We start from the raw sequence: 23,682 nt of genomic DNA, 5'->3' as shown, positions 1-23,682 counted from the left end.
GGGGCACTCGCTCAACTTTACTCTCGCTTTACCTCGTCGTCAAACCCCGGAAATTCCCGGGAAATCACATCAAGAAAAGCTCAAGTCCACAGAGAAGCGCGACAAACCGGCCGAGTCCGATAACGGACGCGACGATTTTCCGTTGCGATTCTGGGGTTCCTCCAGGACGGCCGCTCCGGCGATCCGAAGATCTCCGTTTCGCTCGCCCGTCTCCCTGGCGGCTCGTAGAACATTACAGCGTGTTCTCCCGAGCGCCAAATCGGCCCCCGAGTTATCCACAGGGTTCACCCGACGGGTTGACCCGCCAGACCCGGCGATGATTCGGTTGTCGCCACACCGCACCCCCGAACGGAGTTTCGAACATGCACGCTGACCTGGTCTTTCACGGTGGGACCCTGTTCACCGGCAGCGAGACGACGACGGACTCGGTGGCGGTCCAGGCCGGACGCATCACGGGGGTGGGTGACGTCCGAGACCTCGTCGGTCCCGCAACGGAGGTGATCGACCTCCGGGGCCGGCTCCTGCTTCCCGGCTTCCAGGACGCACACGTCCATGCGGTGATGGGCGGGATCGAGCTGGGTCAGTGCGACCTGACCGGCACGGTCGACCAGGCCGAATATCTGCGACGCATCGCCGACTACGCCGCCGCCAACGCGCAGGCCGAGTGGATCGTCGGCGGCGGCTGGTCGATGGAGAGCTTCCCCGGTGGCGTGCCCAGTAAGACCCTCATCGACCAGGTGGTTCGCGACCGCCCGGTCTACCTGATGAACCGGGACCACCACGCGGCGTGGGTCAACAGCCGCGCCCTCGAGCTGGCCGGCATCACCCGGGACACACCCGACCCGTCGACCGGCCGGATCGACCGGGACGCCGACGGGGAGCCGGTCGGCGCCCTGCAGGAGGGCGCGATGGATCTGGTGGCAGTGCCGCTCCTGACGGCCGAGGAGCGTTACTCCGGGCTGATGCGCGGACAGCAACTGCTGCATGCGCTCGGCATCACCGCCTGGCAGGACGCGATGATGTGCGCGACCAACGGCTACGACGACATCTCCGACGCGTACCTTCAAGCTGCCCGCACCGGCGCGCTCACCGCAACCGTCGTCGGAGCGTTGTGGTGGGACCGCGACCGCGGCGCCGAGCAGATCGACGATCTGCTCGCCCGGCGCGACGAGTTCACGGTCGGCCGGCTACGCTGCGACTCGGTGAAGCTGATGCTCGACGGCATAGCCGAGAACTTCACGGCCGCCATGACCGAGCCATACCGCGACTCGTGCGGTTGCTCGACGGCCAACCGCGGGCTGTCCTTCATCGACCCGGAACAGCTCCCGGCATACGTGAGCAAGCTTGATGCTCTTGGTTTTCAGCCGCATTTCCATGCGCTCGGTGATCAGGCGGTGCGCAACGCTCTCGACGCGGTCGAGGCGGCGCGCCGGGCGAACGGGCCGAGCGACACCCGGCCGCATCTGGCTCACCTGCAGGTGGTGCACCCGAGCGACGTGCCACGTTTCGCCGAGCTGGGGGCGGTGGCGAACATGCAGCCCTACTGGGCCTCGCACGAGCCGCAGATGGACGAGTTGACGATCCCGTTCCTGGATCCGGCACTGGTCGGCCGGCAGTACGCGTTCGGTGATCTCCAGCGCGCGGGCGCCCGGCTGGCCGGTGGCAGTGACTGGCCGGTGAGCACGCCCGATCCGCTGCAGGGCATCCATGTGGCGGTCAACCGGGCGCACCACGAGGAGGACTACGAGCCGTTCCTGCCGGAGCAGGCCCTTGATGTGGCGACGGCGGTGGCGGCGTACACGAGCGGGTCGGCGTTCGTGAACCACCTGGACGACACGGGCCGTGTCCGGCCCGGCTTCCGGGCGGATCTGGTCGTGCTCGACCGCGACATCTTCGCCGCGCCGGCGGCGGAGATCGGCGACGCGAAGGTGGCGATGACGCTGGTCGACGGGAAGGTGGTCTATGCGGGCTGAGACCAGGTGCCGCCGGCTTCGGAGCGGTGGACAGACCATCCTCAGCGGAAAGGCCGGCGGTTCAGCGGAGCGGTAGGCAGCTCAGCGGTTCCGGGTGGTGCGGGATCGCGGGGCGGCCGGGCCGGGTCGGGTGACGGCGGCCGGGAACGGTGGTCGGCTGGGCGCCGAGGCGGCGGCTTGCCGTGGCGGAAGGCAAGCGGAGCTCCGCGCACCGGGGCGGCCCGGGGAGTCACCGGCGGGCCGGTCGGTCGGTGACGGGACCGGCGGCGAGACGACCGGCGACGGGGCGAGCGGCGACGGGGCGACCGGCGACGAAGCCGCCGGCGACGAAGTGGGTGCCGGGGCGGGCGGCGTGCCGGTGTCCGCCACCATGCCGGCGGAGGCCGCACCAGCCGGAAGCGGGGCTGCCGGGAGCGGGGCCGCCGGAAGCGGGGCTGCCGGAAGCGGGGCTGCGGCGTGCGGGGGTGCGGTGGCGCGGCGGGGCTCGGGCGGGACCGGCAGGCCGCCGGCCTTGACTACTCGCGGCGGCGGGCCGGCGAGCGACGCGGCGGAGCGCTGGGACGGGATCGGCCGGCTGGGCGCCGGGGCGGGCGCGCTGGGCGCCGGGGCGGGCGTGCCGGTGAGCAGGCCGGGGAGGAACGCGGTCAGGGCGGCGCCCGGAACCAGGGTCGCGAGCTGTACGCACGGGGCCAGCAGCGGGTGGACGGCGGCGGCGGCGGGGAGCGGCTGCGGTTCGGGGTCGCCGCCGTCGGGGCGGGCGAGGGCGGGGCTTGCCGCGGGGGGCGGCTCGGTCACACCGGTCACACCGGCGAAGGGGGTGGCGGGAAGCGCCGGGGCGGGGACGGAGCTGCGGGACAAGGGGGTGACCACGGCCAGGACCAGGGACAGCAAGCCGACGGCGGCGATGGCGTCGAGCCAGTAGTGGTTGCCGGTCACTACGACGACGAGCAGGGTGGTGATCGGGTGGGCGAGCCACAGCCATCGCAGGCGGGAGCGGGTTGCGGCGACCAGGGCGATCGCGACGGCCAGGGCCCAGCCGACGTGCAGGGACGGCATCGCGGCGTACTGGTTGCTCAGGGTGTCGGTGGTGGGTGACCCGTACACGGAGGGGCCGTAGGTCTTGCCGGTGTCGAGCAGGCCGGCGAGGTCGAGCATGCGCGGTGGGGCCAGCGGGAACAGGGCGTGGGTGACCAGGGCCAGCGCGGTCAGCGACGCCAAGGTGCGGCGGAACCAGCGGTAGAGCTCGGGGCGGCGCAGGTACAGCCAGATCAGGGTGGCGGCGGTGGCGGGGAAATGGACGTACGCGTAGTAGCAGTTCGCCGCCCGGATCAACCAGGTGTGGTGGATCGCGGCGGCCTGCAGGGAGGCCTCGCTGGGCAGGTGGAGGAGGCGTTCCAGGTCCCACACGCTCCCGGCGTCGGTGAACGCCTCGGTGACGTGGCCCTCGACCACGAGACGGCCGAGTTTGTACGCCAGGAACAGCGCCGCGACCAGCAGTAACTCCCGGGCGGCGCGCCTCAGCCGGTCTCCGCTCACAGGCACCTCCGCCGGCCGGGACCGGCGGGCACCCCTCCGGGCCGCAGGTCGGACCTCCAGCATCGACCAGAAGTTTCCCACTGAGCAATGAAGTTGCCGGAGACCTGGGTCACGCTCTCAGCGAGCCCTCAGGGAAGGTGCCGGTCAGGACACGGCGTTGGCCCGGACGATCGAGGCGTACGCCGCGGCGCTCGGTTTGGGGGTTCGCGTGAAGGTCCGCCGGTCGACGGCGTGCAGGCCCAGCTTCGGGCCGTAGCCGAGGGTCCATTCGAAGTTGTCCATCAGCGTCCAGTGGAGGTAGCCCTGGACCGGCACCCCGTCGCCGATCGCCTGCCGCAGGCCGGCCAGCGACTCCGGGATGAACTCGGCGCGGCGGGCATCGTCGGCGGTGTTGATGCCGTGCTCGGTGACCAGCACCGGGATGCCGGTCATGGCGTGGGCGTAACGGGCGGCCTCGCCGAGCGAGCGCGGGTCCACCCCGGCGAGCACGCCGGTGGCGGTCGGCGCGCCGAACTCGTCGACCTCGCCGTGGCCGTCGTAGTAGAGCCGCTCGTAGTTCTGGATGCCGATGTAGTCGTCGTCGCGGGCCAGGTCGAACCACCGCGCGTACACCTCGTCGCGTTTGCGGTCCCGCACCGCCGGATCGTCCCCGACCACCTGGTCGTCGACGACGGCCAGGGAGAAGCCGACGGGCAGGTCGGCCCGGCGGGCCTTGATCGCCGCGCGGGCGGCGCGGTGACCGGCGGCCATGCCGTCGCCCATCGCGTCCAGCTCCTCCGGGAGCATCACGTTGGTGAGCCGGTAGCGCGGCACCCCGGCCGCCGTGCTCGCCGCCTGCAGGGTCCGGCGTTCCAGCTCGCGCACCGCGTCCGGGACGGCGGTCCACCGCAGCAGGTGGGGCAGGTTGGGCTCGTTGAGGGTGACCGCGACCGCGATCCGGTCGCCGAACGCCGCCATGAGCCGGTCGCAGTAGCGGGCGAACAACTCCGGCGCGGCCGGGTCGAGCCAGCCGCCGCGGGCCGCGAACCAGTGCGGCGAGGTCATGTGGTTGAAGGTGACGACCGGCGCCATCCCGTGCTCCCGGCAGCGGTCGGCCACAGCCTCGTAGTGGGCGACGGCGGCGTCGTCGAACGTGCCCTCGGCCGGTTCGGCGCGGGCCCACTCGACCGAGAAACGGTATGCCGACAGGCCCATCCCGGCGGCCAGGTCGACGTCGTCGCGCCAACGCCGGTAACCGTCGCAGGCCGGGCCGGACGGTTCCCGGAACACGGTGGGGGTCACGTGTTCGGCGAACCAGGTGTCGCTCGTGGTGTTGTCGCCCTCGATCTGATGACCGGCGCTCGCCACGCCCCAGAGGAACCCGGCCGGAAAGGTGTGCGGCATCCGGTCATTATCGCCGCGGTGCGCATCGCGGCGCCGCCCCTAGAGTTCGTCGAGGACGCGCTGCGCGATGCGGAACGCGGCGTTCGCGGCCGGCACCCCGCAGTAGATCGCGCTCTGCAACAGCACTTCCTTGATCTCGTCGGCGCTCAGCCCGTTGGTGCGGGCGGCGCGCACGTGCATGGCGAGCTCGTCATGGTGGCCGAGAGCCACCAGCGCGGTCAGGGTGATCATCGAGCGGCTGCGGCGGTCGAGGCCGGGGCGGGTCCAGATCTCCCCCCACGCGTACGCGGTGATGAGGTCCTGGAAATCCCGGGTGAACGGCGTGGTCCCGGCCAGGGCCCGGTCGACGTGCTCGTCGCCGAGGACCGCCCGGCGCACGGTCATCCCGGCCGCCCGGGTCTGCTCGATCGTGCGCGCGCCGGCCGCCTGGGCGAAGTGCTCGTCGAGGAGCGCCGCCACCGTGGCGGGCTGCTCGGCCGGCGCGAGGTGGGCGACCCCGTCGAGGGCGACGAACCGGCCGTGCCGGACCCGCTCGGCGATGAACGCGAGTCCCTCGGCCGGCGTGGGCTGGTCCTCGACCCCGGCCACGGCCAGCACCGGAGCGGTTATCTCGGCCAGCCGGTCCCGCACGTCGAAGGTGGCGAGCGCGTCACAGACCCGCGCGTAGCTCTCCGGGTCGGCGCCGCGCAACGCGTCGACCAGCGCCCGCGCCGACTCCGGTGCCCGCTCCACGAACCCCGGCCCGAACCACCGCTGGATCGAGCCGGCGACGACGGCCTGGGTGCCCTCGGCGCGGACGGTCTCGGCGCGCTGCCGCCACCCGCCGCTCTCCCCGATCTTGGCCCCGGTGCACAGCAGCACCGCCGATTCGACCCGCTCCGGCGCGTCCAGGAGAAGTTGGAGCCCGACCGCGCCGCCGACGCTGTCCCCGGCGTAGCGGAACACCGCCCCGGGCCACTGCCGGTCGACGAGATCGAGCACGGCCCGGGCCAGCCCGGCGACGCCGAACCCGGCCGTCGCCGGCGCCCCGCTGCCGTGTCCCGGCAGCTCCCAGCCCACGACGTGGTGCTCGCCGCGCAGCAACCGCGCGCACCGCCCCCAGAGCGCCTCCACCGAGGTGCCGAGCGAGGGCCCGAGCACCAGCAGCGGCCGCCCCGGGTTGTCGACGAGCGGGACGGCGCTCAGCACGGCTTCTCCCGGGCCCGGTCGAGCGCGGCGTCGATCAGCCGGTCGGTCGCGCCCAGGTAGGGGCCCTCGTCGCCGACCTTGTCGCGTTCGGCGTCGATCCCGGGGCGGGCCGCGGCGAGGGTGCCGGCCATCCGTTCGGCGTCGACCCGCAGACCGGTCAGCAGCTCGGCGGTCTGCGAACCGGCCACCACGGTGCGGCGGGCCAGGGTGCGCAGGGTCGCCCACTCGACGTGCCAGGAGCCGTCGGGCCGCTCGTCGACCGCCTCGGCGGCGGCCAGGTGCATGGTGGCGGCCAGCGGCGGGGCGGCCAGCGCGGCCCGCCGGACCAGGACGGCGAGCACCGGGTTCTGCTTCTGCGGCATCGCCGACGAACCGCCCCGGTCCTCGCCCGCCGGCTCGGTCAGCTCCCCCACCTCCGGGCGGGTGGCGACGAGCACGTCGTTGGCGATCCGGCCCCACGCGTCGGTGCACGTGACCAGCGCGTCGGCGACCCGGGTCAGCGGCGCTCGGGCGGTGTGCCAGGGCGGGCGGGCCGGCAGGCCGAGCTCGGCGGCGGTGACGGTGACCAGGTCGAGGGCGCGTTCCGGCGAACCGGCCAGGGCGGTGGGGGCGGCCAGGCTTCCGGCGGCGCCGCCGATCTGGGCCGGCAGGACGACGGCGTGCAGGGTGTCGCGGGCGTCGAGGACGGCCTGCAGCCAGGTGGCGGCCTTGAGCCCGAAGGTGATCGGGATGGCGTGCTGGGTGAGGGTCCGCCCGGCCATCCGGGTGCCGCGGTGCCGGTCGGCCAGCCCGCTGAGCGCGTCGATCTGAGTGGACAACTCGGCCCCGACCCGCTCGGCGACGTCGCGCAGGCACAGCACGATCGCCGTGTCCAGCACGTCCTGGCTGGTCAACCCGGCGTGCACGGCCTCGGCGGCGGAGCTGTCCCGGGGGCGCAGGCGCTCCCGGAGCAGGCTGACCAGCGGGATGACCGGATTGCCGCCGCCCTCGGCCGCCTCGGCCAGGCCCGGCAGATCGGCGGGGCCGACGAGCCCGCGCAGATCCACGGCGGCCGGGGCCAGGCCGTGCGCGTGCAGAGCGCCGAGCCAGGCCGTCTCCACCCGCACCATGGCGGCGACGATCGCCTCGTCGGTGAACAGCACGCCGGCCCGCGAGTCGCCGGGCCAGAGCAGATCTGCGGTCACGCCCAGATCCCGCGGTGCCGGGGGAAGGACAGAAAGACGGTCTCGCGCGGTCCCTGCAGGTGGATGTCGAAGAGGTAACCGGTCTCGTCACGGGTGGCGATCAGCGTCGCCCGGCGGTCCGCGGCCACGGCGTCGAGCAGGGCGTCCGTACCCTCCGGGGCGGGCAGGTAGGCCCGGGTGAAGAGCCGGTCGAGCAGGCCGCGCGCGAACACGGCGACCGCGAAGAAGGGCGGTTTGCCCGGCTCGGTCGGGCCCGGCACGAGGGTCGAGAACGTGTAGTGGCCGTCGTCGCCGACGGCGGCCCGGCCGAAGCCGGTGAACGTCCAGCCGTCGCGGCGGATCGAACCCGGTTCGCGCGGGATGCGGCCGTCCGGCGCCGCCTGCCAGATCTCGATGAGCGCGTCGGGCACCGGCACGCCGTCGCCGTCGTAGACCGTGCCGTGCAGGCGGATCGCGCCGGTGCGCCCCGGCGGCACCAGTTCCGCGTCCCCGTCGTAAGGCAGGCCCAGGTGGAAGAACGGGCCGACGGTCTGGCCGGGGGCGGCGCTCACTGGATCTCCTCGGGGTCGAGCGGCGTGCGGTGCGATCCGGTGAGCACGATGTCCCAACGGTAGCCGAGGCTGTCCTCCGGCAGAGTCAGGTCGTGGTCGTACCGGGCGACCAGCGCCTGCCGCGCCGCCGGGTCGGTGACCGACTGGAAGATCGGGTCGAGGTCGAACAGCGGGTCGCCCGGGAAGTACATCTGGGTGACGAGCCGCTGGGTGAAGTCGGTGCCGAACAGCGAGAAGTGGATGTGCGCCGGCCGCCACGCGTTGACGTGGTTGCGCCACGGATAGGCGCCGGGCTGGATGGTCCGGAACCGGTAGCGGCCGTCGGCGTCGGTGAGGACCCGACCCTGCCCGGTGAAGTTCGGGTCCAGCGGCGCCGGATGCTGGTCCCGCAGGTGGGCGTAGCGGCCCGCCGCGTTGGCCTGCCAGATCTCGACCAGCTGGTGGGCCACGGGGCGGCCGTCGCCGTCGACCACCCGGCCGGCCACCACGATGCGGGCGCCCTGCGGCTCACCGGCGTGCTGGATGGTCAGGTCGGCCTCGGCCGCCGCCACGTCCTTGTCGCCGAAGACCGGGGCCCACAGCTCGACACCCTCGGGATCGACCGGCTGCGGCGCCAGCCGGGGGTGGCGCAGGACGCTGGAACGGTACGGCGGGTAGTCGAGGCGCGGCTGGTGCTCCCGCGGGCCCTCCGACTGACCGGCCCGGATCTCGCGGTCGATGTCCGCCTGGGTGGTCGTCACGACGTCGAAACTATGCCCGGCGTGCGACCGGCGCGATACTTACCTTCCATTGGCCGGAAGGACCGTCATGTCGACGAGCGTCACGTCCCGGGCCCTCGATCTGCTCGGGGCGTTCGGCCCGGAGCACCGGGCGCTCACCCTGAGCAGCCTGGCCCGGCGGGCCGGCCTGCCGCTGGCCACCGCCCACCGGCTGGTCGCCGAGCTGCACCGCTGGGGCGCGCTGGCCCGGCTCGACACCGGCGAGTACGTGATCGGCCGCCGCCTGTGGGACCTCGGCCTGCTGGCGCCCGTGCAGGCCGGCCTGCGCCAGGCGGCCTCGCCGTTCCTGCACGACCTCTACGGCGCCACCCTCGCCACCGTGCATCTGGCGGTGCGCGACGAGTTGGAGGTGCTCTACATCGACCGCATCTCCGGGCACGCGTCGGTGCCGGTGGTCAGCAAGGTCGGGTCGCGGCTGCCGATGCACGCGACCGGGGTCGGCAAGGTGCTGCTCGCACACGCGCCCGAGCCGGTGCGGGGTGAGGTTCTCCAGCGGCTGCACCGGGTCACCCCGTACACCGTCACGCAGCCCGCCCGGCTGCTCGAACAGCTCCGCCGAGTGCGTGCCGAGGGGTTCGCCACCACCGGCGAGGAGATGAGCCCGGGGGCCTGCTCGGTGGCCGTGCCGGTGCGCGGGCCGGACGGCGAGGTGGTCGCGGCGCTCGGCATCGTCGTGCCGGACCTGCGGCGGGAGCGTGCCCGCCTGGTCGCGGCGCTACGGGTGGCGGCGCAGGGCATCGGCCGGGTGCTGACTTCCGCCCAGTGGAAACAAGGCCTTGCCTGACCGGCGGCGCCGCGGGTTTGCTGGGGCGATGCGAACCCAGGTCGCCATCATCGGCGCCGGCCCGGCGGGCCTGTTGCTGTCCCACCTGCTCGCCCGCGGCGGCGTCGAATCGGTCGTCCTCGAGGCCCGCTCCCAGGAATACGTGGCGGCCCGGATCCGGGCCGGCATCCTCGAGCAGTCGAGCGTCGACCTGCTGACCGAGGTCGGGCTGGGCGAGCGGTTACGGGCCGAGGGGCACGAGCACCGCGGCATCTACCTCAACTTCGCCGGCGAGCGGCACCACCTCGACTTCGTCGATCTGTGCGGTCGCTCGGTCTGGGTCTACGGCCAGACCGAGGTGCAGAAGGACCTGGTCGCGGCGGGCACGGCGGACGTCCGGTACGAGGTTGCCGACGTCGCCCTGCACGACGTCGACGGCGAGCACCCGTTCGTCACCTACCTCGACGGGTCCGGCCCGCCGCAGCGCCTCGACGCCGACGTCATCGCGGGCTGCGACGGGTCGTTCGGCCCGACCCGCGCCGCCGTGCCGGCCGAGCACTTCGAGAAGGTCTACCCGTACTCCTGGCTCGGCATCCTGGCCGACGTCGCCCCGTCGACCGACGAGCTGATCTACGCCTGGCACCCCGACGGCTTCGCCCTGCACTCGATGCGCTCGCCCACGGTGAGCCGGCTCTACCTGCAGGTCCCGAACGGCACCGACCCGGCGTCCTGGTCCGACGAGCGCATCTGGGCGGAGCTGGCGACCCGGCTCGGCCACGGCCAGGACGGTTGGAAACTCACCCCGGGGCCGATCACCGAGAAGAGCGTGCTGCCGATGCGCAGCTACGTGCAGACCCCGATGCGGCACGGGCGGGTCTTCCTCGCCGGCGACGCCGCCCACATCGTGCCACCGACCGGCGCCAAGGGCCTCAACCTGGCGATCGCCGACGTGACGCTGCTGAGCACCGCGCTCGTCGCCCTGCTGCGCGGCAACGATCCGGCGCTCGCCGACGCCTATTCCGACGACGCGCTGCGCCGGGTCTGGCGGTGCACGCACTTCTCCTGGTGGATGACGACGATGCTGCACAGCAGCGGCGACCCGTTCGACGCCCGGTTGCAGCTGTCCCAGCTCAGCTGGGTCACGTCCTCGAATGCCGGGGCGACCGGGCTGGCGGAGAACTACGCGGGCCTGCCGATCGGGTTCTGATCACGAGCACCGCCAGCGCGGTGGTGATCGGCACCGAGGCGACCAGGCCGATCGTGCCCACCGCGCTGCGCAGGATCTCCTGGGCGAGCAGCGGGCCGGTCAGCACCTCGCCCACCGGCGCGCCGCCGGTGGCCAGGAGCAGGAGCAAGGGCAGGGACGCGCCGGCGTACGCGAGGACCAGCGTGTTCACCGCGGAGGCGACGTGCGCCCGGCCCACCCGGGTGGCCGCCCGGTAGATGTCGCGCCGGCTCCGGTCGCCGTGCCCGGCCAGCTCGGCGACCGTGGCCGCCTGCGTGACGGTCACGTCGTCGAGCACGCCCAGTGCCCCGATCACGATCCCGGCCAGCAGCAGGCCACGCATGTCGATGCCGCCGCGGGTGGCGGCCAGGAAGGCGTCCTCGTCGCCGGCCACCCCGGTCAGGTGCAGGGCGGCGCTGAACCCGTAGCCGAGCACCCCGGTCACGATCAGGCTGGCCAGCGTGCCGGCGATGGCCACCGAGGTGGGGGCGTTGACGCCGTGCGTCAGGTACAACGCCGCGAACATGATCGCCGCCGCCCCGACCACCGCCACCAGCAGCGGGTTCTCGCCGCTCAGGACGGCCGGGACGATGAACAGCAGCAGCACGCCGAAGCTGACCGCGAGACCGATCAGGGCGGTCAGGCCGAGCCGCCGGCCGAACGCGAGGACGGCGGCGACCGTCGCCAGCAGCAGCCAGATCATCGGGCCGGCCCGCTGCCGGTCCACGATCGCGTAGCCGCCCCCGACCCCGGCCGAGCGCAGCAGGACCACGGCGGCGCCCGGACCGATCACCGGCGCACCCGGTCCGGCCGGCACGTCCACCGTGGTCTCGGTGCCGTCGGCGAGTCGCACCACCGCCGTCGTCGCGGTGCTCGCGGTGACCGTCGCGTTCACCCGCTCGCCGGACGGGGCGGCCCCCGGCCGGACCCGGCCCGGCCACAGCACCAGCATCGCCACCAGGGTGGCCACGGCGGCGGGGATCAGCACCGCGGCGAGGATGCGCCGGGTGCGGCGGTCGGCGGGTGCGGACGGTACGCCGTGGGCGTGGCTCACAACGCGGCGACGTTAGCCGGGTGCGCTCATATTCACAAGTAGACATATGCACAGCTCAAGCAGGCTTCGGTGGCCCTCGGCGGGGCGGCTATGGTGGTCGCGGCCCCGGCTTTTTGGAGTGACCTTGACCGCGAACCGCCTCGACGCCGAGGAGATCGACTGGACCCCGGCTGCCGTCGGCCCGCCTCCGCCGGCACCCCCGCCGGCGCCCGCCCGGCCACGCCGGATCGGCTCGCTCGAGATCCTGGCCGCCGCGCTGGTCCTGCTCGTCGTGTTCCGCGGCCCGCTGGCCGGGCTGGTCGCCGGCGAACGCCTCCAGACGTGGACCACGGTGTTCGTGTCGGTGCTGGTCCAGGCCGTACCGTTCCTGGTCTTCGGTGTCGTCCTGTCCGCCGTCATCGCGGTGTTCGTGCCGCGCTCCTTCTGGGCCCGGGCCCTGCCCCGCCACCCCGCCCTCGCCGTGCCCGCCGCCGGGCTCGCCGGCGTCGTGCTGCCCGGATGCGAGTGCGGCAGCGTGCCGATCGCCGGCTCGCTGATCCGCCGCGGGGTCACCCCCGCCGCCGCGCTGGCGTTCCTGCTCGCCGCCCCCGCGATCAACCCGATCGTGCTGACCGCGACCGCGGTGGCCTTCCCCGGCAACCCCGAGATGGTGGTGGCCCGCGGCGGGGCGAGCCTGGTCGTCGCGGTGGCGATGGGCTGGCTGTGGTTGCGCATCGGCCGGACCGACTGGATCCGCCTGCCGCACCGCCCCGACCTCGACGGCGAGTCGAAGGCGCAGGCGTTCTGGGCGGCGTGCCGGCACGACGTGATGCACGCGGGCGGCTACCTCGTGCTGGGCGCGGCCGCGGCCGCCACGATCAACGTCGTCGTCCCGGCGTCGTGGCTGCAGAGTGTGGCCGACAACCACGTGCTCTCCATCCTGGCCCTGGCCACCCTGGCCGTGCTGCTGTCGATCTGCAGCGAGGCCGACGCGTTCGTGGCCGCGTCGCTGTCCCAGTTCTCGCTCACCTCCCGGCTGGTGTTCCTGGTGGTGGGCCCGATGGTGGACCTCAAGCTGATCGCCATGCAGGCGGGCACGTTCGGCCGGCGCTTCGTCGTGCGGTTCGCCCCCACCACGTTCGCCGCCGCGATCCTGGTCGGCGCGGGCGTCGGGGCGGTGCTGCTGTGAGCCGCCTGACGCAGGCCGTCGTCCTGTTGCTGTTCGGCGGGGCCGTCCTGCGCGCCTCCCTGACCGACCTCTACCTGCGCTACGTCAAGGAGGGACTGCGGCCGTTCCTGATCGGTGCCGGCCTCCTGCTGGTGGCGACCGGGTTGATGACGCTGTGGCACTCCCTGCGCGCCCCCGGGACGCCCTCCCCCGCCGCCGGCACCGAGCCCGACGACGGGCACGGTCACTCGCATGAGCCGCGGGTCGGCTGGCTGCTCATCCTGCCGGTCCTGGGCCTGCTGCTGGTCGCCCCGCCCGCGCTCGGCTCGTTCGCGGCGGGCAAGTCGGGAAGCGTCGCCGCCCCCGCCGCCGAGTCGGACTATCCGCCGCTGCCGGCGGGTGACCCGGCCTCGCTGAGTCTGCTCGACTACGCGTCGCGGGCGCTGTTCGACGACGGCAGGAGCCTCACCGGCCGCACCCTGCGAATGACCGGCTTCATCACGCCCGGCGCCGACGGTTCCCCCATGCTGGCCCGCATCGTGCTGACCTGCTGCGCCGCCGACGGCCGCCCGATCAAGGTCGGGCTCACCGGCCGGCCGCCGCTGGAGGCCGCCGCCAACACGTGGGTCGAGGTCACCGGTGTCTACAGCACCGAACGCGCCAAGGACCCGGTCAACGACGTCGACGTGGCCTACTTCGAGGTGCGCAACTGGCAGGAGATCGCCCAGCCGAAGCAGCCGTACGCGTGACCACCGCCCCGGCCGGGTTGCCGGTCGTCGGCGCGGCCCGGCGGCCCGGCCGGATCGCGCTGCTCAGCCTGGCCGTCGCGCTCGTCGCCGCCGGCGCCCTGGTGATCACCGGCCCGCCCGGCCGGTCGAGCCCGACTCCGCCGGGCAACCTCACCCTCGCCGCCGCCTGGCCGCACGCGAAACAGGCCGACTTCGACCCCGCCCTGCCGGACGGCCCGCTGTTCGCCCCGCTGCTGTTCCTCGACACGACCACCGCGATCGGCACCGCGCCCACCACCGACGCCCGCTCGGTGCGCCTCGGCATCCGCGACGCGACCGGCTTCCGCGAGCTGCGCCGCTTCCCGCTCGCCTCGGACCCGCAGTTCGCGGCGCTCACCGCGACCGGCGACACGGTCGTCTGGACCGAGTCCACCGACGACCGGCCGAAGGTGCGGATCTGGCAGGCGTCCCGCACCGCCGGCCCGGCGCGGCTGCTGACCGCCGACACCGGCGCCGCCGTCTTCTACGGCAGCCGGTACGACCTGGCGGTGACCGGCGGCGTTCTCCGCTGGGCGGCGGCGAACGGCAACGCCACCGAGGTGCGCTCGATCCCGCTGACCGGCGGCCCGGTGGCGGTCCACACCGAGATCGGCCACTGGTCGTTGTCGGCCTGGCCGTGGCTGGTCGAGGAAAATCAGCGCCGCCTGCGCAACGTCGAGACACAGCGCGACACCGAGGTGGTGACCTCCGGCCCGGAGACCGCCACCTGTTCGCCGGTGTGGTGCCGGGTGCTGGTGATGGCCGCCGACGGGCCGGCCCGCATCGATCTGATGCACCCGGACGGCTCGGCCCGGCGGCGCACAGCGGGCGGCGAGGCCCGCGCCGCCGTCGACGACGTGGCCGTCCTGGACCGGTTCGAGCTGCTGGCCGAGCCGGCCCCGGACGCCGACCTGACCGGCACCACGACCCTGCTCGTGCACGACGCGTCGACCAGCCGCACCGTGGAGATCTCGGCGGCCGTGGACGGCGCCTTCACCGGCGGCGGCCTGCTCTGGTGGTCGACCGGGGGCACCGAGGACGAGATCACCTGGCACGTGCTGGACCTACGAACCGCCTGAGACGACCACTTCGGTCGCCGGGTCGTGCGGCCGCGACGAGGCGGTGCCGACGACGAGGTGCGCCCGCTCCCACGGCTTGTCCGCCAGCAGGAACGGCACCTCCTCGGCCTCCCACTCGGCCCACAGCCGGACCGCCTCGTCCGGGGTGCGCCCCAACTCGGCCATGTCCCGCTCGATGCCGCGCCGCCGGGCCTCCCCGAAGTCGGACTGCACCCACACCGCCACGTCGAGCCATGGCACCAGGCTGCGCCGGGAGACCCCGACACCCTCGATGAGCACGGTGGCCGCGCCCGCCGCCACCTCGAGATGGCCGGCCCGGAAGTCCTGATCCCACCCCGGCGGCCGGAAGTCGACCGGCCGCCCGGCGTGCAGCGGCCGCAGCACCCCGTCGATCATCAGATCGTCCCAGCCGAATCGCGCGTGCCCCCACGCCACGTCGTCGGAGTGCACGACGGCGGCCCGTGGCAGGACCCGGCGGAGCCGCTCGGCCAGCGCCGTCTTGCCACCCCCGCCCCGGCCGTCCACCGCGACGATCCGGGGCCGCCCGGCCGTCGCGCCGCCCAGCGACGCGGCGAACTCCGGCAGCGGCACCACCCGCCAGGGACCAGCCGCCGGCTCTCCCGGCCCGAGCTCCATGCCCGCCCGTTACCCGCCCCCGCCCACGAGCACACCGGATCGGGCCGGGCGGCTAGCCCAGGCAACTTCGCACGGCGGTGCGGTAGCCGGCGTCCGCCGCGAGGTCGCCGTCGACCTCCTCGAAGGTCGAGCCCGAGAACCCGTACCCGGCTGCACCGCTTGTCGCGTCCAACTCGTAGAGCTTGCGTCCGTCGGTGCAGCCGAAGGACGCCACGGCCTGGACCTCGCCGGCCGGGCTGAGGCATCGGCCGGCGCCGGCCCCCTGGTCGATCACCTTGCCGCCGCGGAAGACGTCGGAGCATCGGCCCACCGCGGTCCGCTCCGGCCGGCGTTCACCGGTGTAGGCGGCGGCCGGTTGGAGAGTGACGAACACCCCCTGGTCCGCACAGGCCGACTGCAGACCGGTCAGGTGCTCGGTGAGCGGCTGCAGATAGCCGAGGGCAGTGCCGTCGGCCTCGGGGCCCTGGGACATCTGCCAGACCAGGTCGGTCAGCCGGGTGCCATGGCGGCGGATGTCGTCGTATCGCGAGTCCTCGAACACCGCCCGCAGTTCCCGGTATTGCTGCTCGGTCATCCGCCGCGCGTTCGGCTGTCCGCCCTGCAGGGCACTCGTGCCGTCCCGCATGGCCGTACAGGCCTTGATCCCCGAGTCCTTGAAGATCAGATTCCGGCTGTAGAGCGTCCACGTGCCGCCGGCCAGGACGAGGAGCGCCGCCGCGAGCACCGCGTACGGCCACCGAGGCCGCCGAGGCGGTTCCGGGTCGGGGGCCCGTTCCGGCGGTAGTGGCGCACTGCCGTAGACGTGACCACTGACGACTGGTGGCAGCCTGCCGCCGGTCCGTCTGGACGGCGGCCGGTACGGGTCGTACGTCATGGGCGCGGCTCCGCGGAGGGCCGGTACCGCTCTGGTGTGCCCGGCCGACCACCAACCCGGTCGACCACCAGCCCGGTCGACCACCAGCCCACCAGGCCGACCGCGTCACCCGCCCAACGAGACGGATCGGGCCGGCGTCGTCGACCGGACGGCTGTTGTCGATCGATGATCGGGTATCGCGTCCGGACCGACGGCGCGGCGTCGCCGCGGAGCCGGAGCCCCGCGGCGACGCCGGTGCTGAACCGGCGGTGGAACCGGTCAGCTGGTGGAGCAGGCTCCGCCGTTGAGGGTGAAAGCGCCGGGGGCGGCGCTGTTGCCGGTGTGGGTGGCCTGGTAGCCGAAGGTCACCGAGCCACCGGCCGGGATGCCGCCGTTGTAGGCGACGTTGGTCGCGGTCACCGCGCCGGAACTCGGGCTGTAGGTGGCGTTCCAGCCGCTGGTGATGACCTGGCCGGCGGGCAGGGTGAAGGCCAGGCGCCAACCGTTGACCGCCGCACCGCTCGTGTTGGTGACGGTGATGTTGTTGGTCAGGCCGGAGTTCCAGGCGCTCACCGCGTTGACGACCTTGCAGGTGCCGCTCGGCGCCCCGCTGGTCGGCCCGGTCGTGGGCGGGGTGGTCGGCGGCGTCGTGGGCGGGGTGGTCGGCGGTGTCGTGGGCGGGGTGGTCGGGGGCGTCGTCGGCGGCGTGGTCGGGTTGGTGTCGAGGCCGAAGAAGGAGATCGCCATCCGGGCCTGCCCGGCCAGCGGCAGCGAGTGGCCGACGTTGGCGACGCTGATGCCCTCGACCGGGGCCTGGACCGTGTTGGTGCCGTAGCGGGTGCGGGTCCAGCCGGACTGCGGCGTGTCCGTGAAGACCGGGGTCTGGCTCACCCCCAGCACGTTGGTCCACTGCTTGATCTCTTCCCCGAAGTTCGGGTAGGCCAGCGTGGTGTCGGTCTGCCCGTGGAAGAGCTGCACCCGCGGACGCCGGCCGGTGTACCCCGGGTAGGCGGCGCGCACCAGGTCGCCCCACTGGGCCGGGGTCTTGATGGACTGGCCGGACGAGCAGGTGCTGTTCCAGCCGGCCTGGTTGGCCGGGTTGGTCGGGTCGCCGGCGCTGGCGGCGAAGCAGCCGAACGGTACGCCCATGAACGCCGAGCCCGCCGCGAAGACGTCCGGGTAGTCGCCGAGCAGGACGTTGGTCATCATGCCGCCGGACGAGGCGCCGGTGACGAAGGTGCGGTTCACGTCGGTGCGGTAGCGGGACTGGACGTAACGCACCATGCTGACGATGCCGACCGGGTCGCTGTTGCCGTCGTGCTTGAGGGCACCGGCCGACGAGTTGTCGTAACAGTTACCGGACCGGGTCGTCGAGGGATAGATGACGATGAAGCCGTACGTGTTGGCCAGGGACGCGAACTCGGTGCCGGAGTAGAACGCCGGTCCGGAGCCGGTGCAGTAGTGCACGGCCACGAGCAGCCCCGGGTTGCTGGCGAGCCGGTCCGGCACGTACAGGTGCATGCGCAGACCGGTGGGGTTGGTGCCGAAGCCGGTGACCTCGGTGAGCGAGGCGGCGGCGGCCGGCGAGGACGGGAGCGTCACGCCGAGCACGATCGCCGCGACCGCGGCGAAGGCGGCGAGCAGTTTCTTCATCTGGGTCCTCCACTTGGGCGGGGCCGCGGAACACCGGACGGGGGAGTTCCGCGGCCGCCGCCACCTATCGGGCGGTGCAGGTGGGCGTCGCGGACGGGCCGACGCCGGTGCCCTGGAAACCGAACTCGGTGCTCGCGCCCGCGTTCACCGAGCCGTTGTAACTGACGTTGGTGAAGCTCACCGAGCCGTTCGAGCCGCCCGCCGTCGAGCTCCACGAGTTGGTGACGGTGGCACCGGAGGGCAGGGTGACCCCGACCGTCCAGCCGTTGATCGGGGTCGAGCCCGCGGCGACCTTGACCGTGGCGACGAAGCCGCCGGTCCACTGGTTGAGGCTGACCGTGGCGGTGCAGCCGGCGGTGCCGGTGCTCGGTGAGCTCGAGGGCGGCGGCGAGGTCGAGGGCGGCAGGGACGCGCTGGGCGATGTGCTCGGGGTCGACGTCGGGGAGGACGTCGGGTTGGTGGTGCCGCCGGAGTTCAGCGCGTCCAGAGCCGACGTGTAGGCCGCCTTCTTGTTCCCGCTGTTGTCGAACAGCAGCGGGGTGTCGCTCGCCCGCCAGGAGTCCGAGTCGCGGATGCCCCACACCGTGATGCCGTTGCAGCGGGTCACCGCGAGGCAGGACTTCACCACGTTGGCGTAGGTGGTGGCCTGGGCCGACCCCGACCCGGCGATGTCCAGCTCGGTGATCTGCACGTCGACGCCGAGGTCGGCGAAGCGCTGCAGGTTGGCCTGGTAGTCGGCGGTGTACGGCGAACCGGAGTTGAGGTGCGACTGGAACCCGACGCAGTCGATCGGCACCCCGCGGGCCTTGAAGTCCTTGACCATGTTGTAGACCCCGGTCGACTTCGCGTTGACGCCGTCGGTGTTGTAGTCGTTGTAGCAGAGCTTGGCGCCGGGGTCGGCGGCCCGCGCGGTCTGGAACGCCACCTCGATCCAGTCGTTGCCGGTGCGCTGCAGGCTGGAGTCGCGGCGCCCGCCGCCACCGCCGTCGGCGAACGCCTCGTTCACCACGTCCCAGGAGTAGATCTTGCCCTTGTAGTGGGTGGCGACGTTGGTGATGTGGTTGACCATCGCGTTGCGCAGGGCGGTGCCGCTCAGCGACTGCGCCCAGGACGGCTGCTGCTGGTGCCAGGCCAGGGCGTGCCCGCGGACGCGCTGGTTGTGCGCCAGCGCGTGGTTGACGATCTGGTCGGCGCTGCCGTAGCTGAACGAGTTCTGGACCGGCTCGGTGGCGTCCCACTTCATCTCGTTCTCGGGGGTCACCATGTCGAACTCGCGGTCGAGGATGGTCGAGTACACGCTGTCGCTCAGCTTGTAGGCCGCGACCGCGGTTCCGAAGTAACGCCCGGTGGCCTGGGCGGACGCGCCGAGCGTGGTGGCGGCGTCCGCGTTGCCGGCGGAGAGCAGCACGGTGCCGCCGGCGACGAGGACCGCCGCGGCGGTCGAGAGGGTGGCGGCGAGGACGCGCCGCCGGGGGGATCTGTTCATGTGCCGATGCCTTCCAGCTGCGAAGGGGACGGATGGGCCGCGGCGGTGGCGCCTCGACCGACAGCAGAAAGTGATCCGGATCGATCGAAACATTAACGCCAGGTTCCGGAAATCTCAACGGCTGACTTTTCATGGGCACGCTCCCATACGCCCGTATTACGCCCCTTTACAGGGGAAAGACCGGGCGAATCGCCCGGTCCTGGTTTCCGTAAGTTTCGGAGTTCAAAATCTGAACCGTTTCAACACTTCATTGCAGCCGCGACCCCACCGGCGTCGCCCCGGGCGCCGCCGGCCGGGACCGGCCGAGCGGGACCGTCGCGCGCTCGAGTCAGTACACGTCGCGGACGTACCGCTTCTCGGCGGAGAGCTGCTTGACGTACTCGTCGGGGTCCACCCGGCCGTGCGCCGCGGCGATGTCGCGCAGCGCCCGGTCGACGTCGCGGGCCATCCGGGAGGCGTCGCCGCAGACGTAGAGGTGCGCTCCGTCGCGCAACCAGGACCAGAGCTGGGCGCCGTGCTCGCGCATCCGGTCCTGCACGTAGATCTTGCTCCGCTGGTCACGGGAGAACGCCAGGTCGAGCCGGTCGAGGACGCCGTCGGTGCGGAGCTGGGCGAGCTCGTCGGCGTAGTAGAAGTCGGTCTCCTGCCGCTGCTCACCGAAGAACAGCCAGTTCGCGCCGGTCGCGCCGCGGGCCTGGCGCTCGCGCAGGAAGCCGACGAACGGCGCCACCCCGGTTCCCGGGCCCACCATGATCATCGCTGTGGCGGGGTCGGCGGGCGGCCGGAAGTGCGGCGAGCGCTGCACGAACACCGGCACCTCGGCGGCCGTGTCGGCCAGGAACGTCGAGCACACGCCCTTGCGGGAGGTGCCGCGCGCGTTGTCGAACCGGACCACGGACACGGTGAGGCTGACCCGGGCGGGGTCGGTGAGCGGCGTCGACGAGATCGAGTACAGCCGTGGCTGGAGCCGTTTGAGCACGCCCGCCCACTCCTGGGCGGCGGCCCGGACGGGATATTCGGCGATCAGGTCGGCGGCCTGCCGCCCCCAGGTGAACTTGGCCAGCTCCCCCTTGTTGTCCGGCCGCAGCAGCGTACGCAGCCAGGCGTCCCCCGTCCCGTCCGCCAGGAAGCGCAGCAGATCCGGAGTTATCCGGGTGATGTCGAGATCGCGCGACAGCGCGTCGGAAAGCTCTTTCTCGCCGTCGAGATCGATCACCTGATCGGCGCGCAATCCGGTGACCGCGAGCCATTCCTCGACGAGCGCCGGGCAATTCGTCGGCCAGACCCCGAGCGCGTCGCCCACCGAATAGTCGAGCCGGCCCCCGGTGTCGAAAGTGAACCGCCGGACCTCCTTGGCCGACCCGGGCTTGCTGAGCAGTTCATTTCCGCAGAGCACAGCGGTCAGCGGCGCCGCTCTCGTCGGTTGCGGCGCGGGCACCACGACCGGGGCGGTGAGCGCGACGACGACTTCGTCGAGCCACCCGTTGGCGGCCTCCTCGAAATCCGGTTCGCAGTCGACCCGCGGCGCGATCCGCACCGCCCCCAGTTCGGCCAGCCGGTCGTCGAGCCGCCGCCCGTGCCCGCAGAAGTCGTCGTAACTGGAGTCCCCGAACGCCAGCACCGCGTAACGGCGCCCGTCGAGGCGGGGCGCGTCGGCCCCCGCGAGCGACTGCCAGAACCCCGTCCCGTTGTCGGGCGCGTCGCCGTCGCCGAACGTACTGGTCACGATGAGTAGATCGCCGTCGGCTTCGAGGAGTTCGGTCGCCGCGCCGTCCATGCCACGCAGCGTCACGCTCTGCCCGGCCGACGCCAGCCGCTGCCCCACCGCCTGGGCGAACTCCGCCGCGTTCCCGGTCTGCGAGGCCCAGAGCACCTGCAGGGTCCGGCCGGGAGCCGCCGCCGGCGGCTTCTCCGGTACGCCGGTGAACGCCCCCGCCAGCGCACCGTTGAGCCAGGCCGCGGTCGCCGGGTCGAACGGCGCGCCGGCCGGCAGCGTGGGGGGCGTGCCGGTCCCGGCCGGCCGGGACGCCAGCCCGGTGAGGTAGCCGGCGAAGTAGTGCCGTCCCGCGTCGTCGAGCACCGGCGCGGCCGGCAGGCCGAGCATCTCCCGCAGTCCCGACCCGGGTCCGCCGTCCCCGGGCACCGGGAGCGGCCCGGCGAGTGCGGCGGTCGCGGTCGGCGGCACCGCGATCGGGGTCAGCGCGACCGCGCACACCTTCAGCTCCGGCTGGAACGACAACGGGTCGACGGCGTCGCTGGTCACCGCGTTGACGCTCACGTACTCGCCGAACAGGTCGTGCCAATGGAACGGCGCGAAGCAGTCGCCCGGCTGGACCCGATCGGTGACCACCGCCGGCAGCACCGCGCGCCCGCGCCGCGACGCGATCTCGACCGGGTCGCCCTCGCGCACGCCCAGGCGCGCCGCGTCGGCCGGGTTGACCTCGACGAACGGGCCCGGGTTGAGCTTGTTCAGCTTCTCGACACGGCCGGTCTTGGTGAGCGTGTGCCACTGGTGCTGCAAGCGGCCGGTGTTGAGCACGAACGGGAAATCGTCGTCCGGCAGTTCGGCGGGCGGCATGTGCGGCCGCGCGTGGAAGACCGCCCGGCCGCTGGGCGTGGGGAAGATCAGCTCGGGCCGGGTGCCGTCGGCCCGCTCCCGGGAGCCGTCGTTGCGATAGCGGATCGGGTTGCGGTCCCCCGCACCCGGCGGGGCGGGCCACTGCACGGGACCCGCGGCGAGGCGTTCATAGGTGACGCCGCGCAGGTCGTACCCGGTCTGCGGGTTCCAGAACTGCTTGATCTCGTCGAGGATCTCCTCGGCGCTGTCGTAGGCGAAGTCGGCGCCGTGGCCGAGCTGCCCCGCGAGCATCGCGATCAGCCGCCAGTCCGGCAGGGCCTCGCCCGGCGGATCCACCGCCGGGTGCACGAGCGTCAGGTTCCGCTCCGAATTGATCATCACGCCGTCGGTCTCCGACCACATCGCCGCGGGCAGCACGATGTCGGCGTACGCGTTGGTCTCCGTCTCGGCGTACGCGTCCTGCGTGATCACCAGCTCGGCGGCCTCGAGCCCCTCGATCACCGTGCGCCGGTTGCCGACCGACGCGACCGGGTTGGTGCAGATGATCCAGCACGCCTTGATCTCGCCGGCGGCCATCCGCTCGAACATCTCGACAGTGCCCTTGCCGACGTCGGTGCGCAGCGTCCCGGGCCGCAGCCCCCACGCGTTCTCCACGAACTCGCGGTCGGCCGGCACCAGCACCGACCGCTGCCCCGGCAGGCCGGGCCCCATGTAGCCCATCTCCCGGCCGCCCATCGCGTTGGGCTGCCCGGTGAGCGAGAGCGGCCCCGACCCGGTGCGGCAGATCGCGCCGGTGGCCAGGTGCAGATTGCAGATGGCGTTGGTGTTCCAGGTGCCGTGCGTGCTCTGGTTGAGCCCCATCGTCCACAGCGTCACCCAGTTGCCGGCCGCCCCGATCCACTGCGCCGCCCGCCGGATGTCGGCCTCGGCGAGCCCGGTGGTCTCCGCCACGACCCCCGGCGGATATTCGGCCAGGAGATCCGGCATCGCCTCCCAACCGGTGGTGTACGAGGTGATGAACTCCTCGTCGACCTGGCCGTTCTCGACGAGAAGGTGGAGCAGGCCGTTGAGCAGAGCCAGATCGGTGCCGGCCCGGATCGGCAGGTGGAGGTCGGCCTTGTCGGCGGTGCCGTTGCGCCGGGGGTCGACGACTATCAGTTTCGCCCCGGCCTTGACCCGCTCCATCATCCGCAGGAACAGGATCGGGTGGCAGTCCGCCATGTTGGCCCCGATCACCAGGAACACGTCGGCGTGCTCGAGGTCGTCGTAGGAGCCGGGCGGCCCGTCGGCCCCGAGCGACAGCTTGTAGCCGGTGCCCGCACTCGCCATGCAGAGACGCGAGTTGGACTCGATGTTGTTCGTGCCGATGAAACCCTTGGCCAGCTTGTTGGACAGGTACTGGGCCTCGAGCGTCATCTGCCCCGACACGTAGAGCGCGACGGAGTCCGGCCCGTACCTCTCGATGATCTCCCGGAGCCGCCGCCCGGCCTCCGCGACGGCCCGCTCGACAGGGGTTTCGGTGGCCGCGGCGGCCCGCCCGGCTCGCACCAGCGCGGTGCCCAGCCGGCCCGGCGCGTTCAGCATGTCCGCGCTCGTGGCCCCCTTGGTGCACAGGCGCCCGAAGTTGGCCGGATGCTCGCGGTCCCCCCGGACCTTCACCGCACGGCGCCGGCCGTCCGGACCGGACTCGATGTCGAGCACCATCCCGCAGCCCACACCGCAGTAGCCGCACACCGTCCTGACCTGCGCGACCATCGAGCCCCTCTCCTGTTGACCCCGAACCTAGGCGCACCCGGTTTCGCCCCCGTCAAGCACGCGTGCGCGCCCGGTTACCCACCCGTCACCGA

General features: G+C 73.0%; 18 protein-coding genes. 6 read left to right on the top strand and 12 right to left on the bottom strand.

What is annotated here, in order from left to right; translation table 11 throughout:
• The first annotated feature begins 362 nt into the window (after window positions 1-362).
• Window positions 363-1,973: an amidohydrolase gene (locus Afe05nite_RS38960; protein WP_203822342.1), complete on the top strand. Its 1,611-nt coding sequence runs from the start codon at window positions 363-365 to the stop codon at window positions 1,971-1,973.
• Window positions 1,974-2,054: 81 nt separating this feature from the next.
• On the opposite strand, the gene Afe05nite_RS44340 is transcribed toward Afe05nite_RS38960, so the two are convergent.
• The 6 genes from Afe05nite_RS44340 to pcaH form a co-directional block, all read right to left on the bottom strand.
• Window positions 2,055-3,509 carry a phosphatase PAP2 family protein gene (locus tag Afe05nite_RS44340; protein ID WP_239118538.1) on the bottom strand — a complete coding sequence of 485 codons (1,455 nt, stop codon included), beginning with the start codon at window positions 3,507-3,509 and terminating at the stop codon, window positions 2,055-2,057.
• Window positions 3,510-3,653: 144 nt separating this feature from the next.
• Window positions 3,654-4,892: a glycoside hydrolase family 1 protein gene (locus tag Afe05nite_RS38950; protein ID WP_203822341.1), complete on the bottom strand. Its 1,239-nt coding sequence runs from the start codon at window positions 4,890-4,892 to the stop codon at window positions 3,654-3,656.
• A 39-nt stretch (window positions 4,893-4,931) separates the two neighbouring features.
• The gene (pcaDC, locus tag Afe05nite_RS45170) at window positions 4,932-6,080 is read right to left on the bottom strand and encodes a bifunctional 3-oxoadipate enol-lactonase/4-carboxymuconolactone decarboxylase PcaDC (RefSeq protein WP_203822340.1); all 1,149 of its coding nucleotides are present in this window, start codon (window positions 6,078-6,080) and stop codon (window positions 4,932-4,934) included.
• Window positions 6,074-7,264, bottom strand: a complete 1,191-nt coding sequence (locus Afe05nite_RS38940; protein ID WP_239118537.1) for a lyase family protein — start codon at window positions 7,262-7,264, stop codon at window positions 6,074-6,076. Before Afe05nite_RS38940 ends, pcaDC begins: the two co-directional genes overlap by 7 nt.
• Window positions 7,261-7,815 carry a protocatechuate 3,4-dioxygenase subunit alpha gene (gene pcaG, locus Afe05nite_RS38935; protein ID WP_203822339.1) on the bottom strand — a complete coding sequence of 185 codons (555 nt, stop codon included), beginning with the start codon at window positions 7,813-7,815 and terminating at the stop codon, window positions 7,261-7,263. Before pcaG ends, Afe05nite_RS38940 begins: the two co-directional genes overlap by 4 nt.
• A complete protein-coding gene (gene pcaH, locus Afe05nite_RS38930) occupies window positions 7,812-8,555 on the bottom strand; it encodes a protocatechuate 3,4-dioxygenase subunit beta (protein WP_239118536.1) in 744 nt (247 codons plus the stop codon). The genes pcaG and pcaH overlap by 4 nt, the downstream gene beginning before the upstream one ends.
• A 67-nt stretch (window positions 8,556-8,622) precedes the next feature.
• On the opposite strand from pcaH, the gene Afe05nite_RS38925 reads away from it, so the two are divergent.
• Together Afe05nite_RS38925 and Afe05nite_RS38920 are read left to right on the top strand one after the other, a co-directional pair.
• The gene (locus tag Afe05nite_RS38925; RefSeq protein ID WP_203822338.1) at window positions 8,623-9,378 is read left to right on the top strand and encodes an IclR family transcriptional regulator; all 756 of its coding nucleotides are present in this window, start codon (window positions 8,623-8,625) and stop codon (window positions 9,376-9,378) included.
• A gap of 28 nt (window positions 9,379-9,406) precedes the next feature.
• Entirely contained in the window at window positions 9,407-10,564 is a 1,158-nt protein-coding gene (locus Afe05nite_RS38920) for a 4-hydroxybenzoate 3-monooxygenase (protein ID WP_203822337.1), read from the top strand.
• Here Afe05nite_RS38920 and Afe05nite_RS38915 read toward each other — a convergent pair.
• Window positions 10,497-11,636 carry a YibE/F family protein gene (locus tag Afe05nite_RS38915; protein ID WP_239118535.1) on the bottom strand — a complete coding sequence of 380 codons (1,140 nt, stop codon included), beginning with the start codon at window positions 11,634-11,636 and terminating at the stop codon, window positions 10,497-10,499. The two genes, Afe05nite_RS38920 and Afe05nite_RS38915, sit on opposite strands and share 68 nt — an antisense overlap.
• A 124-nt stretch (window positions 11,637-11,760) precedes the next feature.
• On the opposite strand from Afe05nite_RS38915, the gene Afe05nite_RS38910 reads away from it, so the two are divergent.
• From Afe05nite_RS38910 to Afe05nite_RS38900, 3 genes are read left to right on the top strand one after another with little or no spacing between them, the layout of a single operon-like run.
• Entirely contained in the window at window positions 11,761-12,804 is a 1,044-nt protein-coding gene (locus Afe05nite_RS38910) for a permease (RefSeq protein WP_438869646.1), read from the top strand.
• The gene (locus Afe05nite_RS38905; RefSeq protein ID WP_203822335.1) at window positions 12,801-13,532 is read left to right on the top strand and encodes a TIGR03943 family putative permease subunit; all 732 of its coding nucleotides are present in this window, start codon (window positions 12,801-12,803) and stop codon (window positions 13,530-13,532) included. Before Afe05nite_RS38910 ends, Afe05nite_RS38905 begins: the two co-directional genes overlap by 4 nt.
• The gene (locus tag Afe05nite_RS38900; RefSeq protein ID WP_239118534.1) at window positions 13,529-14,629 is read left to right on the top strand and encodes a hypothetical protein; all 1,101 of its coding nucleotides are present in this window, start codon (window positions 13,529-13,531) and stop codon (window positions 14,627-14,629) included. Before Afe05nite_RS38905 ends, Afe05nite_RS38900 begins: the two co-directional genes overlap by 4 nt.
• On the opposite strand, the gene Afe05nite_RS38895 is transcribed toward Afe05nite_RS38900, so the two are convergent.
• From Afe05nite_RS38895 to Afe05nite_RS38875, 5 genes are all read right to left on the bottom strand, one after another.
• A complete protein-coding gene (locus Afe05nite_RS38895) occupies window positions 14,615-15,265 on the bottom strand; it encodes a uridine kinase family protein (RefSeq protein ID WP_203822334.1) in 651 nt (216 codons plus the stop codon). The genes Afe05nite_RS38900 and Afe05nite_RS38895 overlap by 15 nt on opposite strands.
• Before the next feature lie 52 nt (window positions 15,266-15,317).
• Entirely contained in the window at window positions 15,318-16,139 is an 822-nt protein-coding gene (locus Afe05nite_RS38890) for a hypothetical protein (RefSeq protein WP_203822333.1), read from the bottom strand.
• A gap of 258 nt (window positions 16,140-16,397) precedes the next feature.
• Window positions 16,398-17,771: an extracellular catalytic domain type 1 short-chain-length polyhydroxyalkanoate depolymerase gene (locus Afe05nite_RS38885; protein ID WP_203822332.1), complete on the bottom strand. Its 1,374-nt coding sequence runs from the start codon at window positions 17,769-17,771 to the stop codon at window positions 16,398-16,400.
• A gap of 64 nt (window positions 17,772-17,835) precedes the next feature.
• A complete protein-coding gene (locus Afe05nite_RS38880) occupies window positions 17,836-19,257 on the bottom strand; it encodes a glycoside hydrolase family 10 protein (RefSeq protein WP_203822331.1) in 1,422 nt (473 codons plus the stop codon).
• Window positions 19,258-19,585: 328 nt separating this feature from the next.
• Window positions 19,586-23,590 carry a bifunctional nitrate reductase/sulfite reductase flavoprotein subunit alpha gene (locus Afe05nite_RS38875; RefSeq protein ID WP_203822330.1) on the bottom strand — a complete coding sequence of 1,335 codons (4,005 nt, stop codon included), beginning with the start codon at window positions 23,588-23,590 and terminating at the stop codon, window positions 19,586-19,588.
• Window positions 23,591-23,682: the final 92 nt, after the last annotated feature.

Source organism: Paractinoplanes ferrugineus, assembly GCF_016862195.1.
Taxonomy (GTDB): domain Bacteria; phylum Actinomycetota; class Actinomycetes; order Mycobacteriales; family Micromonosporaceae; genus Actinoplanes; species Actinoplanes ferrugineus.
This window is presented reverse-complemented; position numbering and strand designations above follow the sequence as displayed.